Origin of the sequence: Sphingomonas sp. CL5.1 (assembly GCF_013344685.1) — a bacterium.
Classification (GTDB): Bacteria; Pseudomonadota; Alphaproteobacteria; order Sphingomonadales; family Sphingomonadaceae; genus Sphingomonas.
Map to the genome: position 1 here is coordinate 1,298,386 of NZ_CP050137.1, position 17,280 is coordinate 1,315,665.

11 protein-coding genes are annotated in these 17,280 nt (G+C 68.1%); 6 read left to right on the forward strand and 5 right to left on the reverse strand.

The genetic code is table 11. From position 1 onward, the window contains the following. Positions 1-292: 292 nt before the first annotated feature. Positions 293-1,633, reverse strand: coding sequence for an amidohydrolase (locus tag F9288_RS06510; RefSeq protein ID WP_174835872.1), 1,341 nt, complete (start codon positions 1,631-1,633; stop codon positions 293-295). Positions 1,634-1,670: 37 nt separating this feature from the next. Further along, a complete protein-coding gene (locus F9288_RS06515) occupies positions 1,671-2,240 on the reverse strand; it encodes a TetR/AcrR family transcriptional regulator (RefSeq protein WP_174835873.1) in 570 nt (189 codons plus the stop codon). A 182-nt stretch (positions 2,241-2,422) separates the two neighbouring features. On the opposite strand from F9288_RS06515, the gene F9288_RS06520 reads away from it, so the two are divergent. Continuing rightward, positions 2,423-5,332 (forward strand): TonB-dependent receptor, encoded by a 2,910-nt coding sequence (locus tag F9288_RS06520; protein WP_174835874.1) that lies wholly within the window; start codon positions 2,423-2,425, stop codon positions 5,330-5,332. A 23-nt stretch (positions 5,333-5,355) separates the two neighbouring features. Continuing rightward, complete coding sequence (locus tag F9288_RS06525) at positions 5,356-6,498, forward strand: alpha/beta fold hydrolase (RefSeq protein WP_174835875.1); 1,143 nt, start codon at positions 5,356-5,358, stop codon at positions 6,496-6,498. Positions 6,499-6,505: 7 nt separating this feature from the next. Here F9288_RS06525 and F9288_RS06530 read toward each other — a convergent pair whose 3' ends face one another. The 3 genes from F9288_RS06530 to F9288_RS06540 all read right to left on the reverse strand — a co-directional run bounded on the left by F9288_RS06530 (position 6,506) and on the right by F9288_RS06540 (position 8,458). Then, a complete protein-coding gene (locus tag F9288_RS06530) occupies positions 6,506-7,234 on the reverse strand; it encodes a hypothetical protein (RefSeq protein ID WP_174835876.1) in 729 nt (242 codons plus the stop codon). Between the two features lie 91 nt (positions 7,235-7,325). Further along, complete coding sequence (locus tag F9288_RS06535) at positions 7,326-7,637, reverse strand: hypothetical protein (protein ID WP_174835877.1); 312 nt, start codon at positions 7,635-7,637, stop codon at positions 7,326-7,328. A gap of 167 nt (positions 7,638-7,804) precedes the next feature. Then, a complete protein-coding gene (locus F9288_RS06540; RefSeq protein ID WP_174835878.1) occupies positions 7,805-8,458 on the reverse strand; it encodes a hypothetical protein in 654 nt (217 codons plus the stop codon). 141 nt (positions 8,459-8,599) lie between these two features. Between F9288_RS06540 and F9288_RS06545 the strand changes: the two genes are divergently transcribed. The 4 genes from F9288_RS06545 (at position 8,600) to F9288_RS06560 (ending at position 17,278) form a co-directional block, all read left to right on the forward strand. Then, on the forward strand, positions 8,600-10,822 hold the full coding sequence (locus F9288_RS06545) for an arylsulfatase (protein WP_174835879.1): 2,223 nt from the start codon (positions 8,600-8,602) through the stop codon (positions 10,820-10,822). A 73-nt stretch (positions 10,823-10,895) separates the two neighbouring features. Then, positions 10,896-12,191, forward strand: coding sequence for an MFS transporter (locus tag F9288_RS06550; protein WP_174835880.1), 1,296 nt, complete (start codon positions 10,896-10,898; stop codon positions 12,189-12,191). 66 nt (positions 12,192-12,257) lie between these two features. Further along, positions 12,258-13,724 carry a hypothetical protein gene (locus tag F9288_RS06555; protein ID WP_174835881.1) on the forward strand — a complete coding sequence of 489 codons (1,467 nt, stop codon included), beginning with the start codon at positions 12,258-12,260 and terminating at the stop codon, positions 13,722-13,724. A 110-nt stretch (positions 13,725-13,834) separates the two neighbouring features. Continuing rightward, positions 13,835-17,278, forward strand: coding sequence for a response regulator (locus F9288_RS06560; RefSeq protein WP_174835882.1), 3,444 nt, complete (start codon positions 13,835-13,837; stop codon positions 17,276-17,278). Positions 17,279-17,280 lie beyond the last annotated feature (2 nt).

Below are 17,280 nucleotides of genomic sequence, written 5' to 3' on the forward strand. Positions count from 1 at the left end.
GAAAATGCCACAATGGCCCGTTTTTTCTCGGTGTGAAGCTTGCTCGATGACCCGTCTGCCTCGAGTGTCGTGGTCGGTGCCGGTCCAAACCTCTCGGAAGGAGTTGAACCGAGCCTCCTGGCGATGTTCAAATCAAGTTGCGGGATCGCGTCTACAAAATCTCCGATGCCGATAGCCTCCATATCGAGGTGTATCCGATCGGCGCGTGGCTGTGGCGCTTCGAATACACCCGGCATGGAAAGCGGAAGCGTATCGCGCGCGTTCGCCGCTCGGGAATGTCCGGCGAATCCGCTCAGCGCTCCTTCCCCGCGACGGTCAGCACCGCGAGCGCCAGCGTTTCCGCGCCGCGTTTGATCGTCGGCTCGGGCACCGGCGCGAAGAACGGCGAGTGGTTGACCGGCAGCGGTTTCCCTTCCGCCTTGTAGCGCGCGATCATCGCCGGATCGTAGCCGCCGACCGCGAAGAACACCGAGGGCACGCCCGCGTCGATGAAGACCGAGAAATCCTCGCTCGCGTTGCCGCCGGGGGCGGAAGCCGGAACGAACGTCGCGTCCTTGCCGAACGCCGCCGTCATCACCGAGGCGGTGCGCGCCGACAGCGCGGCATCGTTATGCACCGCGTTGGTGCCTTGCGGATGGGTGATCGTCGGCTCCGGCGCGCGCGCCATCTGCGCCACCGCGCGCGCGGTGCGCTCCACGCCGTCGATCAGCAGCTTGCGGGTGGCGTCGTCGTGCGAGCGCAGCGTCAGCAGCAGATCGGCATGATCGGGGATGATATTGTCCACCGTGCCGCCGACGAAGCTGCCGACCGTCACCACGCCGAACGCATTGGGGTCCTTCTCGCGGCTGATGACCGTCTGCACGTCGGTGACGAAATGGCTGCCCATCACGATCGGGTCGATGCTCTTGTCGGGCATCGAGCCGTGCGCGCCGACGCCATTGAAGGTGATGTTGATCTCGTCGGAGGCGGAACTGACCGTCCCGTCCTTGATGATCACCGTGCCGACCGGCATCGGCCCGACATGCGCGGCGAAGCCGTAATCGGGCTTCGGCCAGCGCTTGAACAGCCCGTCCTCGACCATCGCCTTGGCGCCGCCGACCGTTTCCTCCGAGGGCTGGCCGATGAACATCAGGGTGCCGTGCCACTGGTCCTTCATCGCCACCAGCGCCGATGCCGCGCCGACCCACCAAGCCATATGGCTGTCATGCCCGCAGGCATGATCGACGAAGAAGGTCTTGCCGTTCACCGTCTGCTGCGCGCGGCTGGCATAGGGCAGGCCGGTCTTCTCCTCCAGCGGCAGCGCATCCAGCTCGGTGCGCACCAGCACGACCGGCCCCTCGCCGTTCTTCAGGATCGCGACGATGCCCGTCTTGCCGACCTTCTCGGTGACGGTGAAGCCCAGCTTGCGCATCTCGGCGGCGAGGATGCCGGCGGTGCGCACTTCCTGGAAACCGACCTCCGGATGCTGGTGGAGATCCTTGTAGAGCGCGTCTAGGTGCGGATATTGCTTGTCCAGCGTCGCGTCGATCCGCGTCCTGGCGGCGGCGGCGTCGAAACCCGGCGCGGCGTTGGTCTGCGCGGCCGCCGGCAGGGCGGCAAGGGCGGTGGCGAGCATCAGCACGGTCTTGCGCATCGGGTAATTCCTTCGGTCTGGAGCATGGAAAGCACGGTCATCGCAGCAGCGCGTCCACCAGCCGCGCGATGAAATCGTCGGTGACGGGGCGATCGATGAGGTAGCCCTGATCGATCGCGGCGGTCAGCGTGAAGATGATGTCATAGGGGCCGAGCACCGGGTGCAGCCCCTGTTCGTTCAGCGCGCTGGCAAGCGTGCCGATGTTGATCTTGCGCCGGTCGCGCTGCGCCTCGCCGATCGGACGGACCAGTTCCGGCGTGACGCGCCGCGCCTCGTAGATCGCGGGCAGGCAGATGCTGACCACCGGATCGGCATAACGGTTCCTGACGCTGACGGAGAAGGCGATCAGGTCGGCCTTCACGTTGCCGGTATCGCCCAGCAGCGCATCCTCGAACCGGTCGTTGAACGCCTCGATCAGCGCGGCGACGCCGGACGGCCAGCGGCGATAGAAAGTGGGGCGCGGCACGCCGGCGCGCTGGCAAATGCGGTTGACCGACAGGCCGGCGAAGCCCTTCTCGCCCAGCAGCGCGACCGCGCTTTCCTTGATCCGCGCATCGAGCGCGGACTGCCTGGGACGGCCGGCGCCAGTCGCCCGTTCGTCAGTCAATCGCCTGTCTCCCCCTGTCGCCATTCCTATCCGGCAATACCGACATGATCGACCGTGAAAATTATTATTGACGCAAGATTGTATCGATATCATCCTGTCTTGCAATACGACAGTGATACGAAATTCGCTGCGGTCCGGCGCCGGCGTGAAGCCGTGCCATGGTGCTTCAAGGGAGGTCCAGAATGATACGTTTGTTCGCAACGGGTGTGTCGACGATGGCGCTGGCGGCGGCGGCGCTGCCGTTCGCGGCGCAGGCGCAGGAGGCGCCCGCCGTCGCGCCGGCACCGGCGGCCGGGGATGCCGCCCAGCCCGACATCGTCGTCACCGGATCGCGCGTCGCGCGCCGCGACTATCAGGCGACCAGCCCGATCGTCACCGTCAGCAGCGACGCGATCGCCGCGACGGGCAGCACCACGCTGGAAGGCGCGCTGAACCAGCTGCCGCAGTTCGCGCCGGGTTCGACCGCCTTTTCGAACGGCCTCAACGACAACGGGCAGGCCACGCTGAACCTGCGCGGGCTGGGCGCGCAGCGCAACCTCGTGCTGCTCGACGGCAAGCGGCTCCAGCCGTCCAGCTCGACGCAGGTGATCGACATCAACACCATCCCGACGATCCTCGTCGGCGGGACGGAGATCATCAGCGGCGGCGCCTCGGCGGTCTATGGCTCGGATGCGATCTCGGGCGTGGTGAACTTCAAGCTGCGCAAGATCGACGGGATCGAGATCACCGCCCAGAACACGATCACCGAACATGGCGACGGCGGCATCCGCGATCTCGGCCTGGGCGCTGGCACGGCCTTCGCCGGCGATCGCGGCCGCGTGACCTTCGGCATCTCCTATACCGATCGCGACTCGGTGAACATCAACGCGCGCGAGTTCTTCCGCCGCAGCACCGGCGTGTCGAGCACGATCGGCGCGGGCCTCTACACGCCCAGCACCAACCCGCCGTCGCAAGCGGCGACGAACGCCGCCTTCGCGCAATATGGCATCGATCCGGGCAAGGTATCCTATTCCTCGTCGATCGGCCTGAACCCGGACGGCACGCTCTTCTCGACCGGCAAGGGCGTCTTCAACTATCGCGACACCACGCCCTATATCTACAACACCGGGCAGGCGCTGCTCCAGCTGCCGGAGAACACCTACACGCAGATCCCGCTGGAGCGCGTGTCGACCTTCGGCAAGGTCAGCTACGACCTGTCGCCGAACGTCACCTTCTACGCGCAGGGCCTCTACACCGACTATAATTCGACGACGATCGCCGACGCCGCGCCCAATGCCGGCCTGTGGATGCTCAGCGTGCCGCTCAGCAATCCGTTCGTCCCGGCCGCGTTGCAGCCGATCCTCGCCTCGCGCGCCAACGCGGCCGCGCCGTTCCTCATCACCAAACGCTATCTGGAGGCCGGGCCGCGCCTGACGCTCCACGATTCGACGACGTGGCAGGCGATGGCCGGCTTCTCCGGCAAGCTCGGCCAGCTCACCTGGGAGCTGTACGGGTCGCACGGCGAGAGCAAGCTGGCGGACAAGACCTCCGGCTCGGTCTTCGCCAGCAAGGTGCAGCAGCTCGTCTCCGCGCCCGACGGCGGGGCGGCGCTGTGCGGCGACGGCGTGGGTTACAATCCGTTCGCGGTCACCGGTTCCGCGCAATGCGCCGCCTATTTCAGCGGCACGACGGTCAACCGCACCAAGACGACGCAGGACGTGGTTGAGTTCACCGTCCAGGGCGGGCTGTTCAACCTGCCGGCGGGCGAGGTGCGCTTCGCGGCCGGCGCGGACTATCGCCGCAACAGCTTCACCTTCACGCCCGATCCGCAGCAGGTGATCGGCAATGTCGTCGGCATCACCCGCACCTCGGCGACCGGCGGCTCGACCCGCGCGATCGAGGGCTATGCCGAGCTGGTGGTGCCGCTGCTGCGCGACCTGCCGCTGATCGAGTCGCTCGAGCTGGACGCGGCCTATCGCTATTCGGATTACGACCGCAGCGGCGGCGTCTCCACCTACAAGGCCGATCTCGACTGGAAGGTGGTGAACTGGCTCAGGCTGCGCGGCGGCTATCAGCGCGCGATCCGCGCGCCCAATGTCGGCGAGCTGTTCACCGCCAGCACCGGCGTCTTCCCGACGATCGGCTCGGCGGCGCAGGGCGCGGGCGATCCGTGCGACACGCGCAGCGCCTATCGCACCGGGCCGAACGCGACGGCGGCGCGCGCTTTGTGCCTCGCGCAGGGCGTGCCGACGGCGGTGATCGACACCTTCCAGACCAACGTCACCCAGGTCGCGGCCTATATGTCGGGCAACACCAACCTGACGCCGGAAAAGGCCGACACCTATACGATCGGGGCGGTGTTCACCCCGCGCGCCGCCTCGCCGTGGCTGTCCGGGCTGAGCGCCTCGGTCGATTATTACAATATCTCGATCAGCAACGCGATCTCGACCATCCCGGTCACGCTGTCGCTCAGCAAGTGCTTCAACGGCGACGGCAGCAACCCGACTTACGCCCAGTCGAACTATTATTGCTCGCTGATCGGGCGCGATCCGAACACCGGCGGCATCACCAACGCGCTGATGCCATATCTCAACATCGGCGGCTATCGCACCGCGGGCATCGACGTGCAGGTCGACTGGAACGTGCGGCTCGCGGATGTCGGCATCGGCGACGGGGGCGTGAAGTTCGGCATCTCGTCGGTGGTCAATTATCTCGACACCTACAAGGTGCAGAACCAGCCCGGCTCGCCGTTCCAGGAGTTCGGCGACACGATCGCCGGGGTCGCGACGCTGCCGCGCTGGCGCTCGACCACCTCGGTCACGCTGGGCGACAGCCGGATCGGCGGCCTGCTGCGCTGGCGGCATATCGGCGGGATGACCGACGCATCGCACGTCACCAACCCGTCGAGCACGATCCCCGGCGTTCCGGCCTATGACTATTTCGACCTGTCGCTGCATATCGAGGCGACCAAGCGCTTCGGTTTCCGCTTCGGCGTCAACAACCTCGGCAACCGCGAGCCGCCGGTGGTGAGCGGCGTGCTGGGGCAGACCGATACCGGCACCTATGACATGCTCGGCCGGACCTATTATCTGTCCGCCACCGCGCGCTTCTGAACGCCAACGAAGGAGAGGATGCCATGAAGGCCGCACTGATCGGAATCGCCGCCCTGGCGCTCCCGCTGCCCGCGCTCGCGCAGACCACGCCGGCGGCGGGAACGATGATGCGGACCGCGCCGCTCGCCGCCGATCACGGGCTGGCGGACGCGGGCAAGGCGCTGAGCATCCTCTATTCCTCCACCGACGGGGTGACGGGGCGGGGCACCGTCCCCGTCTCCGGCGCGCTGTTCCTGCCCAAGGGCACGCCGCCGAAGGGCGGCTGGCCGGTGGTGGCGTGGGCGCACGGCACGGTGGGGATCGGCGACGATTGCGCGCCCTCCCGCAACGCGCGCTCGCAGCGCGATTCCACCTATCTCAACGGCTGGCTGCGCGATGGCTATGCCGTCGTCGCGACCGATTATCAGGGGCTGGGCACGCCGGGGCCGCACCCCTATCTCAACACGCGGGCCGAGGCCTATTCGGTGCTCGATTCGGTCCGCGCGGCGCTGGGCGCGAAGCTCGGCCTCGCCAACAAGGTGCTGATCGTCGGTCAGTCGCAGGGCGCGGGCGCGGCCTTCGCCACCGCCGGCTATGCGCAGGCTTATGCGCCGAAGGTCAACCTGCTCGGCACGGTGGCGACCGGCGTTCCCTATCTCAACGGCGCGCTCCCCCAGCCCGACGATATCGACCACGTCGATCGCACCATCGCCTATCTGATGTATATCGCCTCGGCCGCGCAGGAGGTCGATCCGGCGCTGAAGGCGGACGCGGCGTTCACGCCCGAGGCGCGGCCGCTGGTCGCGGAATCGGAGAAGCGCTGCGTCGGCGACATGATGGGCGCGGTGGTGCAGGCGGGCCTCACGCGCCGCAAGGCGCTGACGGGCGATTTCTCGGCGCTATATGCGCCCTATCTGCGCGGCACCGGCTATGCGACGGTCCATATCGCCACGCCGGTGTTCATCGGCACCGGGGAGAAGGATATCGACGTGCCGCCGCCGATGCAGAAGGCGCTGGTGCGCGATGCGTGCAAGGCGGGCACGCGCATCCAGTTCCACCTCTACAAGGGCCTCGACCACTCGGCCACGCTCAACCCGTCCTTCGCCGATTCGCGGGTGTTCGCGCGCGACCTGCTGGAAGGGAAGCCGGTCGCGTCGAACTGCGGGACGCCCGAAGCGACCGAATGATCGCGCGCTATCGGGCGGCGGCGTTCGCGACGGCCTGAAGCCGCAGGCGGGGAAACACGTCCTCCAGCGGCTTCGTGTCGGGCAGCACATAGACATAGCCGCCCTTCTTCCGGAACAGCGGGCTGAGCAGCTTGCCGTAGAACGCCTTGGGCACGTTGATGCACCCGAAGGTGATGCGATTGTCGTCCGGCGTCGGGGACAGCATCCGCTCGCGGCGCTTTTCCCTGGCGCCGGCGTCCTTCGGGATCGGGTGGAGCGCCACCGATGTCGCATAATCCACCCACAGCACCCGCTCGCCGCCCACCGGCATGCCGAACTTCGCGAGGAAGCGCCCCGCCGGCGTCGTCTTCTCGGCCGGGCCGAGATCGGCCAGCTTCTTGCTGCCGACGCCGGGAGTGGCCTCGTCGCCCACCGCGATGCCGATCAGCACCGGGGCCGAGCCGAGCGGCTTACCCTGCGGATCGAACAGAAACACGGCGGCATTCGTCTTGTCGACCACGGCCCAGGGCAGCGAATGATTGTCGTTCGACGCGGCCACCCACTCGGCGACGCGCGTCGCGGCTTCCGAAGGGACGATCGCCGGCATCGCCGCCGGCGCGGCTTTGCCTGCCGGCCGCGCCTTCGCCGTCTTTTTCACAGGCTTGGCCGCCTTGTGCACAGGCTTGGCGGGATGCGCGCCGGCCGCGGCCGGAACGATCAGCGCAAGCGCGGCCAGCGCCCGCAGGACATGGATCATCAGGTCGAGGCACTCGAAAGGAATCGGCCGCCCCGCTGGGGGACGACCGACAGGGAAAGACAGTCTGATTTATATGCGTCGCGGTGTGCGATCAATGGCGCGGGCGCTTGGCGCGCTTCTGCTCCTGCACCGTCAGCCGCTGCTCGACGCCGTCCACCCGGCTGCCGAGCTGATCGAGCCGCTGGCTGTTGTTCTGCGCCTGGCCGGCCGCCGCCTGCGCCGCCGCCAGCGCCGATTTGGCGGTGCCGTCGGTCTCCTGCAATCTCGTCTCGAGCACGCCGACGCGCTGGCTCACGGGTTCGATCTGCTCGCGCACATAGGATTTGGTGGCGCAGCCACCGAGGCCAAGGGCGCCGGCCAAAGTCACCACGGCAAGCATGGATTTCGACGCAAAAGCGGACATCGGGTTTCTTCCAATCGTTAACCAACGGGAGCTAGCAAGCCGCGCGGCGGCTCTCCCGACAATCCGGATTCTGTCCGGCTGTGCATCTTCTCCGTCCAGCCGATCGTCCCCGTGGGCACGGCGCGGTATCGGGGCGCTTCGTCGCAGCGACGGACTCGCCCTTCCTGCTATTTCTTCTTCGACTTTCGTGAGGAAACCGCGAACGGATCAGCCGGGATATCATCGGATCGCGCCTTGCGGCCCGCCGTGGCGACCGGATTTTCCCGCTGGGCAGCGACGCATTTCCTAAGCGCCGCGACCGCCGCTTTGCCTCCATCGAGGCTCAGCCGCTCCACCGGCACGTCGCCGCGCGAGATATCGAGGCTTCCGGATGCCGCGAAATAGGCCGGGAATTGCGCACCGAAGCTGGTGACGAATCCCTGTTGCCCGTCCGATGCGATGCCGACGGCGAAATGCGCGGGATAGCTGCTGTTCGACAGGCGGAAATTCAGCTTCAGCTGGTCCTTCGGCTTGATCGACCAGTTCGCGTTGAGCACCGAGAGACGATTCGTGCCGTCGATATCGAGGCCGAGGAGCAGCCTCGTCCCCCCATTCCGCTCATATTCCCGCGTCAGGAAGCAGCCCTTGCCATCCTTGCTCGCCGCCACTGTCCAGTCGCCGATGTCGCGCGACGCATAATCGCGGGCGGACGCGCGATCGCCGGCAAAGAGGCCGGCGACGCAGGCGATGGCGACGAACACCGGCCGCGCGATCGCCCGCAGCCGGGGCCGAGCGAAGGGGGCGGCAGAGTCGATCGGTTGTCGCGGCGTCGGCATGGGCATGTTTCTCCACGCCGACCTTAGCCGCCGCCGCGGGCCTTGGCCACGACCGCGAGATTGCGGGCCGGCCGCCATCGCGCCTACACTCCCCGGAACGGGCCGCGTCGCGGCGGGAGAGGAAGGATCGGCCATGAGGGTTTTGCGATGGTGAGCGCGCGCGATCCGCTGGCGACGCCGCACAAGGCGCATTGGCCCACCCCGCCGCGCGCGCCGGAGGGGGCGCCCAACATCATCGTCATCCTGTTCGACGACGTCGGCTTCGCGGACTTCGGCTGCTACGGCTCGTCGATCCGCACCCCGGCGATCGACGCGATCGCGGCGCGCGGGATGCGCTATTCCGGTTTCCACACCACCGCGATGTGCTCCACCACCCGCGCCGCGCTGATGACCGGGCGCAACCACCATTCGGTCGGCATGGGCTGCCTCGCCAATTTCGACAGCGGCTATCCCGGCTATCGCGGCAAGATCCGCCGCGAGGCCGGCACGCTGGCGGAGATGCTGCGACCGCACGGCTACAACAGCTACATGGTCGGCAAATGGCACGTCACCCCCCTCGGCGAGACCGGGCCGGCGGGGCCGGTCGACGGCTGGCCGCTCGGGCGCGGGTTCGATCGCTTCTACGGCTTCATGGATGCCGAGACCGATCAATATGCGCCGGAGCTGGTGCGCGACAATACGGCGGTGACGCCGCCCGGAACCTACGCGAGCGGCTATCACCTCACCGCCGACCTGACCGACGAGGCGATCCGCTTCGTTGCCGATCATGTCGCGGCGAAGCCCGACGCGCCGTTCCTGCTGTGGCTCGCCTATGGCGCCTGCCACGCGCCGCATCAGGCGCCGCGGGAGCTGATCCGCCACTATGACGCCGCGTTCGCGCACGGCTGGGACGTGGAGCGCAAGCGCCGCCTCGCCGCGATGAAGCGGGCCGGGCTGGTGCCGCCCGACACGCACATGCCGCCGCGCAACGATTTCGTGCAACCGTGGGAGAATCACGGCGCGGACGAGCGCCGGCTGTTCACGCGGTTGCAGGCCGCCTATGCCGCGATGCTCGACCATGCCGATCGCCATATCGCGCGGCTGATGGCCTTCCTCGATCAGGCCGGGCTGACCGACGACACATTGGTGCTGGTGCTGTCGGACAATGGCGCCAGCCAGGAAGGCATGATGTACGGCTTCGTCAACGCGATGGGGCCGTACAACCAGCGGCCCGAGCCGATCGAGGAGAAGATCGCGCGGATCGACGATATCGGCGGGCCGGACACGCATTCCAATTTCCCGCTCGGTTGGGCGATGGCGGCGAACACCCCGCTCCGCCGCTACAAGCAGAATACCCACGGCGGCGGCATCCGCGATCCGCTGGTGATAAGCTGGCCGTCGCGCATCGCGGCGCGCGGCGAGGTGCGCCACCAGTTCGCGCATTGCGTCGACGTGGTGCCGACCCTGCTCGACCTGATCGGCATCGCGCCGCCGGAGCAGGTGGGCGGCGTGGCGCAGATGCCGCTGGAGGGGACGAGCTTCGCCGCCAGCCTGTTCGACGCCGCCGCGCCCGCGCGCGACACGCCGCAATATTTCGAGATGTTCGGCCATCGCGGCATCATCCACCGGGGCTGGAAGGCGGTCGCCTTCCACCCGCCCGGCACGCCTTACGCCGACGACAAATGGGAGCTGTTCCATCTCGACATCGATTTTTCCGAAACCAACAACCTCGCGGAAGCCGAGCCGGAGAGGCTCGCCGAACTGATCGACCTGTGGTGGCGGGAGGCGGAGGCGCATGACGTGCTGCCGCTCGACGACCGCTTCGGCCCGCGCTTCGCAGAGAATGCCGCGCGGCGGCTCGGCGCGCGGCGCGTCTTCACCTTCCACAAGGGGATGGGGCATATCCCGACCGATGTCGCGCCCGACCTGCGCGCGCGCAGCTACCGGATCGAGGCGCATGTGCGCATCGCCAAGGGCGACGAGGGCGTGCTGATCGCGCATGGCGACGCGACCTGCGGCTACAGCCTGTTCCTGCGCGACGGGCATTTGCATTACGACGTGAACGTCGGCGCGCATCAGGTCGTGCGGTCCGACGCGCCGGTCGCGCCGGGCGAGCATGTCCTCGCGGTCGAGGTGACGCACGGCGCGCCGGCGACGGTGACGCTGCGGGCCGGGGACGCGGCGATCGGCGGCGGGGCGATCCGCCACGGCTTCGTCAACTTCATCTCCTGGTCCGGGCTGGATATCGGGCATGACCGTTCCAGCCCGGTGTCGGACTATGCCGCGCCGTTCGCCTTCACCGGCGATCTGAGCAAGGTGACGGTGACGATCGTCGACGACGCCTCGGGCGACGACGAGGCCGCCGCGCAGGTGCTGCTCGCGCGCGAATGATGCGGGCTTGAGTCCGGCAAGCCGTTCGTCGCAAGGGCGGATCGCCGCGAGCCTCCGGGGAGAAAGAGACGATATGGATCATGCCACCGTGGGAAAGCGGCTGCGTTCGATCGTCGCCGGATCGGCGGGCAATCTGGTCGAATGGTATGACTGGTATGTCTATGCGGCGTTCGCGCTCTATTTCGCGCCGGTGTTCTTCCCGCAGAGCGACCGCACCTCGCAATTGCTGAACACGGCGGCGATCTTCGCGGTGGGCTTCGTGATGCGGCCGATCGGGGCGTGGGCGATGGGGCTGTATGCCGATCGCTACGGGCGGCGCGCGGGGCTGACGCTGTCGGTGATATTGATGTGCGCCGGCTCGCTGCTGATCGCGCTGACCCCGCCGTTCGCCGCGATCGGGCTGGCCGCCCCGGTGCTGCTGCTGCTCGCGCGGCTGATGCAGGGGCTGTCGGTCGGCGGCGAATATGGCGCGAGCGCGGTCTATCTCAGCGAGATGGCGGGGCAGGAGCGGCGCGGCTTCTTCTCCAGCTTCCAATATGTCACGCTGATCGCCGGGCAGCTTGTCGCGCTGTGCGTGCTGCTCGCGCTCCAACTGGTGCTGAGCGAGAGCCAGCTCCACGCCTGGGGCTGGCGCGTCCCGTTCGCGATCGGCGGGCTGCTCGCGCTGGCGGTGTTCCGGCTGCGGCGCGGGATGGCGGAAACCGAATCCTTTCGTCGTTTGGGGGAGAAGCCGGCGGCGCGCCCGAGCGGGCTGGCGCTGATGCGCGATCACCCGCGCGAGGTGCTGGTGGTGATGGGGCTGACGGCGGGCGGCACGCTCGCCTTCTATGCTTACAGCATCTATCTCCAGAAATTCCTCGTCAACACCTCGGGCTTCCCGGTGTCGACCGCCTCGCGCGTGATGACGGCGGCCTTGTTTATCTACATGCTGCTCCAGCCGCTTGCCGGCGCTCTCTCCGACCGGATCGGGCGCAAGCCGCTGATGGTCGGCTTCGGCATCGCTGGCGTACTCGGCACCGTGCCGCTGTTCCTCGCGCTGGAGCGCGTCTCCAGCCCGTTCAACGCCTTCCTGCTGGTGCTGGCGGCGCTGGTGATCGTCACCGGCTATACCTCGATCAACGCGGTGGTGAAGGCGGAGCTGTTCCCCGCCAACATCCGCACGCTCGGCGTGGCGCTGCCCTATGCGCTGGCCAACACCTTGTTCGGCGGGACGGCTGAATATGTCGCCTTGTGGTTCAAGCGCGCGGGGATCGAGCGCGGCTTCTACTGGTACGTCACCGCGATGATCGGCGTGTCGCTGATCGTCTATCTCAGGATGCGCGAGACGCGCGAGAGCGGCGCGCTGGCACGGGAGGAAAGCGCGCGCTGACCCTTCATTATCGCGCTCTTTACCGTTGCCTCGCTATGCGGCGGGGGAACGGGAGGAACGGGGAATATGAAGGCGCAAACCGGCGGCGCGCGATCGGCGCTGATCCTGGCGGCATGGTTCGTCGCGGTGCGACTGGCCGTGCTGGCGCTCGGCCAGCGATTCGACGCGGACAATCTGACGAGCTGGATGCAGATCGCGGACCTCGCGCTGCTGCGCGAGCATCTGTGGCGCACGCTCTGGTATCTCCACAGCCAGCCGCCCCTGTTCAACCTGATGATCGGGCTGGCGCTCAGGGCCGGGCCGGCAGCGTTCCCGTGGATCGTCGGGACGATCTACGCTCTGGTCACGCTTGGCGGCATCCTCGCGGTCCATGCGCTGCTGCGCGACATGACCGGGCGCCCGCGCCTGGCCTTCGTCGTCGCGGCGTGGCTGTGCGTGTCGCCCGCCGTGCTGCTGTTCTCGCAGAAGCTCTATTATGACGGGCTGGTGCCGTGGCTGCTGTGCATGGCGCTGTGGGGGCTGCACGCGGGGCTGACGCGGCGCTCGACCGGCTGGCTGGCGTTCGGCTTCGCGATGCTGGCGGTGACGACGCTGCTGCGTTCGATGATCCATCCGGTGCTGTTCGTAGCCTTGCTCGCGATCGTGCTGCTGGCGGCTGCCGGGATGCGCCGCCGCGTTCTGTTCGCCGCCGCGCTGCCCGCCGCCGCGATCGGCGCGGTGATGCTCAAGAACCTCGTGATCTTCGGCTCGACCGCGCTGAGCAGCTGGGCGCCGCTCAACGTCGACCACACAACCGTCGATCGCCTGCCGCTGGCGACGCGCGAGGCGATGATCCGCGAGGGGAAGCTGTCGCGCTTCGCGGTGGTGCAGGGCTTCTCCCCGCCGCCGGTCTATCTCGCGATGCTCCCGCCGATCCCGCCGACCGGCGAGCCGAGCCTCGACAACCTGCGCAAATCGACCGGCGAGGATAACTGGAACCATATCCTCTATACGAAGATCGGCGCGGCGCGGACGCGTGACGCGCTGGTCGGGCTGGCGGCCGACCCGGTCGGCTTCGTCGGCGTGCTGGCGACCTCGCTCTATCACTTCAACCGCCCGCCGAGCGAGTTCAAGGGGCTGGAGCGCAACCGCGCGGTGATCGCGCCGTGGGAGCGGATCGGCAATGCCGTCGTCGGCCTCCAGCCGGCCGCGTGGCTCGGCCGCATCGACGATCCGCGCCGCACCACCGCGCCGCTGCTCCAGGTGTCGCTGACCGAGCTGGCGGTGTTCCCGCTCTATGTCGGGTTCGGCATCACCGTCGCCGCGCGGCTGCTCGCGCTGCTGCGCGCCCGCGCGCTCACCGCGATGCCCCCGGCGCTGGCGAGCGATGCGGCGAACCTGCTGCTCGGTGGCTGGGTGATCGTGATCTCCAGTTCGTTCGACGTGTGGGAGAACAATCGCGCGCGCTTCGATATCGGGCCGGTGCTGCTGATCGGCGCGCTGGTCTTCGCGGCGCGTCTTCTCGAACGGCGAAAGGAGCGCGCGGCGGGATAGCCGAAGGCGGGGAAAGGCCCGCTTCCGTCAGGTGCTTGCCATCATTCGCGTTTTCCCTATCTCTAGCGCGTCATGCCGATAGCTTTTCGGCGCCAACCGCCGAGACGCCGATGACCGATGCTTCCATGCGCACGACTCTGATCCGGAGAACCGGGCTGAACGCGCGGACGGCGTTGGGGCTGGCGGCGATGATCCTGTTCTTCGTCGTCAGCGGCACGATCACCTACCGCAACGTCGGCGCGTTGGTGGATCATGCGAACCGCATCCAGCATTCGCATACGATCATCCGTTCGATCGACGATCTGCTGTCGACGATGCAGGACGCCGAAACCGGGCAGCGCGGCTATCTGCTGACCGGCAACGAACGCTATCTCGAGCCGTATCGGGACGCGGAAAGCAACGTCGCCGCGCAGACCGACCGTATCGCGGCGCTCACGGCCGGCAATGCCGCCGAAGCGTCCCGCCTGGTGGCGCTGCGCCGCCATATCCGCGACAAGTTCGCCGAATTGAACGACACGATCGCGCTGCGCCGCGAGAAGGGCACCGCCGCCGCGATAGCATTGGTCAACAGCGATCGCGGCAAGGCCGAGATGGACGCGATCCGCGAACAGCTCGACCTGATGCTGCAGGAGGAGACGCGTCTGCGCCGCGCGGGGATCGCGGCGATGGACAGCGCCTATCGCGCGGCATGGCTCAGCGTGTTGCTGACCGGCGTGGCCGGCGTGCTGCTGACCCTGTTCATCGGGGCGCTGCTGCGCCGCGCCGCGCTGATGCGCGAGCATCACGATTGGCTCCAGTCCGGGCATGTCGGGTTGGGGACGGCGGTGCTTGGCGATCTCAGCGAGGCGCAGGCCGGCGACAATATCCTCGCCTTCCTCGCGCGCTTCCTCGGCGCGACGGCCGGCGCGGTGTTCGTCGGCGACGGCAGCCGCTATCGCCGCGTCGCCGTTTACGGCGTGCCGGCGGATGCCGATATCGTCGCAGGCTTTGCACGCGGCGACGGCCTGCTCGGGCAGGTCGTCGCGAGTGGCGAGGCGATGGTGATCGACGACGTGCCCGACGGCTATCTCATGATCGGATCGGCGCTGGGGCGCGATCGGCCGCGCCATCTGGTGATCGCCCCGACGCACGCGGACGGGATGGTGCAGGGGGTGATCGAGCTGGGCTTCCTGCGGCCGGTCGACGATCGCGTGCTGGAATTGCTCGGCGAGGTTTCGAACGCGGCCGGCATCGCGCTGCGCTCGGCGCGCTATCGTGGCGAATTGCAGAACCTGCTGGAGGAGACGCAGCGCCAGGCGGAGGAATTGCAGGTCCAGAGCGAGGAACTGCGCGTCTCGAACGAGGAACTGGAGGAGCAGGGCCGCGCGCTGCGCGAATCGCAGGGCCGGCTGGAGCAGCAGCAGGCCGAGCTGGAGCAGACCAACGCCCAGCTCGAGGAACAGGCGCAGGAGCTGGAGGTGCAGCGCGACAATCTCTCCCGCACCAACGCGGTGGTGGAGTTGAAGGCGCGCGAGCTGGAGCAGGCGAGCCGCTACAAGTCCGATTTCCTCGCCAACATGTCGCACGAGCTGCGCACGCCGCTCAATTCGCTGCTGATCCTCTCCAAGCTGCTGGGCGACAATCCAGACGACAACCTGACCGAGGAGCAGGTCAACTACGCCCGCACGATCCATTCGTCGGGCAACGACCTGCTCGGGCTCATCAACGACATCCTCGACCTGTCGAAGATCGAGGCCGGGCATGTGCAGGTCCGGCCGGAAACGATCGCGCTGGAGCGGCTCGCGACCGACCTGCGCCCGCTGTTCCAGCCGGTCGCCGACGAGCGCGGGCTGCAATTCGCCATCTCCATCGCGCCCGATTGCCCGGCGACGATCGACACCGACCGGCAGCGGCTGGAGCAGATTCTCAAGAACCTGCTCGCCAATGCCTTCAAGTTCACCGAGGCCGGGAGCGTGCGCCTGTCGATCGAGCGCGCGGACGGCGACCGGCTGGCGCTGGCCGTCGCCGATACCGGCATCGGCATCGCGGCGGAGCAGCAGCACGACATCTTCGAGGCGTTCCGCCAGGCCGACGGCACGATCAGCCGCCGCTACGGCGGCACCGGGCTGGGGCTGTCGATCTCCCGCGAGCTGGCGCGGCTGCTCGGCGGGACGATCACGCTGACCAGCGTGGAGGGACAGGGCAGCACCTTCACCCTCGTCATCCCGCGGAGCTACGACCCGGCGTTCGTCGCCTCGCGCGACGCGCCGGTGATGGCGTCGCCGCCGACCGCATCGGCGCCGGCCATGCCCGCGCCGCCGGCCGCCGCGCGCCCGGCGCTGCTGCCGCGCCGCGTGGAGGACGATCGCGACCGGCTGAGCGAGGCGATGCGCATCCTGCTGGTGGTCGAGGACGACGCGACCTTCGCCGGCATCGTCTGCGACCTCTCCCGCGAGATGGGCTTCCAGTGCCTCGTCGCCGGCACGGCGGAAGAGGCGCTGGAGCTGGCGCGGCAATACCGGCCGAGCGCCGTGGTGCTCGACGTCGGCCTGCCCGACCAGTCCGGCCTCGCCGTGCTCGACCGGCTGAAACGCGATGTCGAGACGCGGCACATCCCGGTGCATGTCGTCTCGGGCAGCGATCATACGCAGACCGCGCTGTCGCTCGGCGCGATCGGCTATCTCATGAAGCCGGTGAAGCGCGACGACCTCGCCCGCGTGCTCGACGCGCTGGCCTCGACGCTCACCCGTACCGTGCGTCGCGTGCTGATCGTGGAGGACGATCCGCGCCAGCGCGAGGCGGTCGGCAAGCTGCTCGCCACCGGCGATGTCGAGACGGTCGGCGCGGGGACGGCGGCGGAATGCCTCGAACGGCTGAAGGAGCAGACGTTCGACTGCATGGTGCTCGATCTGTCGTTGCCCGACGCGACCGGCTTCTCGCTGCTCGAGACATTGAGCGCGGACGGCAACCACGCCTTCCCGCCGGTGATCGTCTATACCGGGCGCGATCTTTCGCCCGACGAGGAGCAGCGCCTGCGCCGCTATTCGGATTCGATCATCATCAAGGGCGCGCGCTCGCCCGAGCGGCTGCTCGACGAGGTCTCGCTGTTCCTGCATCAGGTGGTCAACGACCTGCCGCCCGAGCAGCAGAAGATGATCCGCAAGGCGCGCAGCCGCGATGCGATCCTCGAAGGACGGCGAATCCTGATCGTCGAGGACGACGTGCGCAACGTCTATTCGCTCACCAACATCCTCGAGCCGCGCGGCGCGCGGGTGGAGATCGCGCGCAACGGGCAGGAGGCGCTCGACGCGCTCGGCAAGGCCGCCGGCGATCCCGCGCAGGCGATCGACCTGGTGCTGATGGACGTGATGATGCCGGTGATGGACGGGCTGACCGCGACGCGCGAGATCCGCAAGGACCCCCGCTGGCGCAAGCTGCCGATCATCACGCTCACCGCCAAGGCGATGCCCGACGATCAGGAGCGCTGCATCGAGGCGGGCGCGAACGACTATATGGCCAAGCCGCTGGACGTGGACAAGCTGCTCTCGCTGGTCCGCGTCTGGATGCCGCGCTGAGG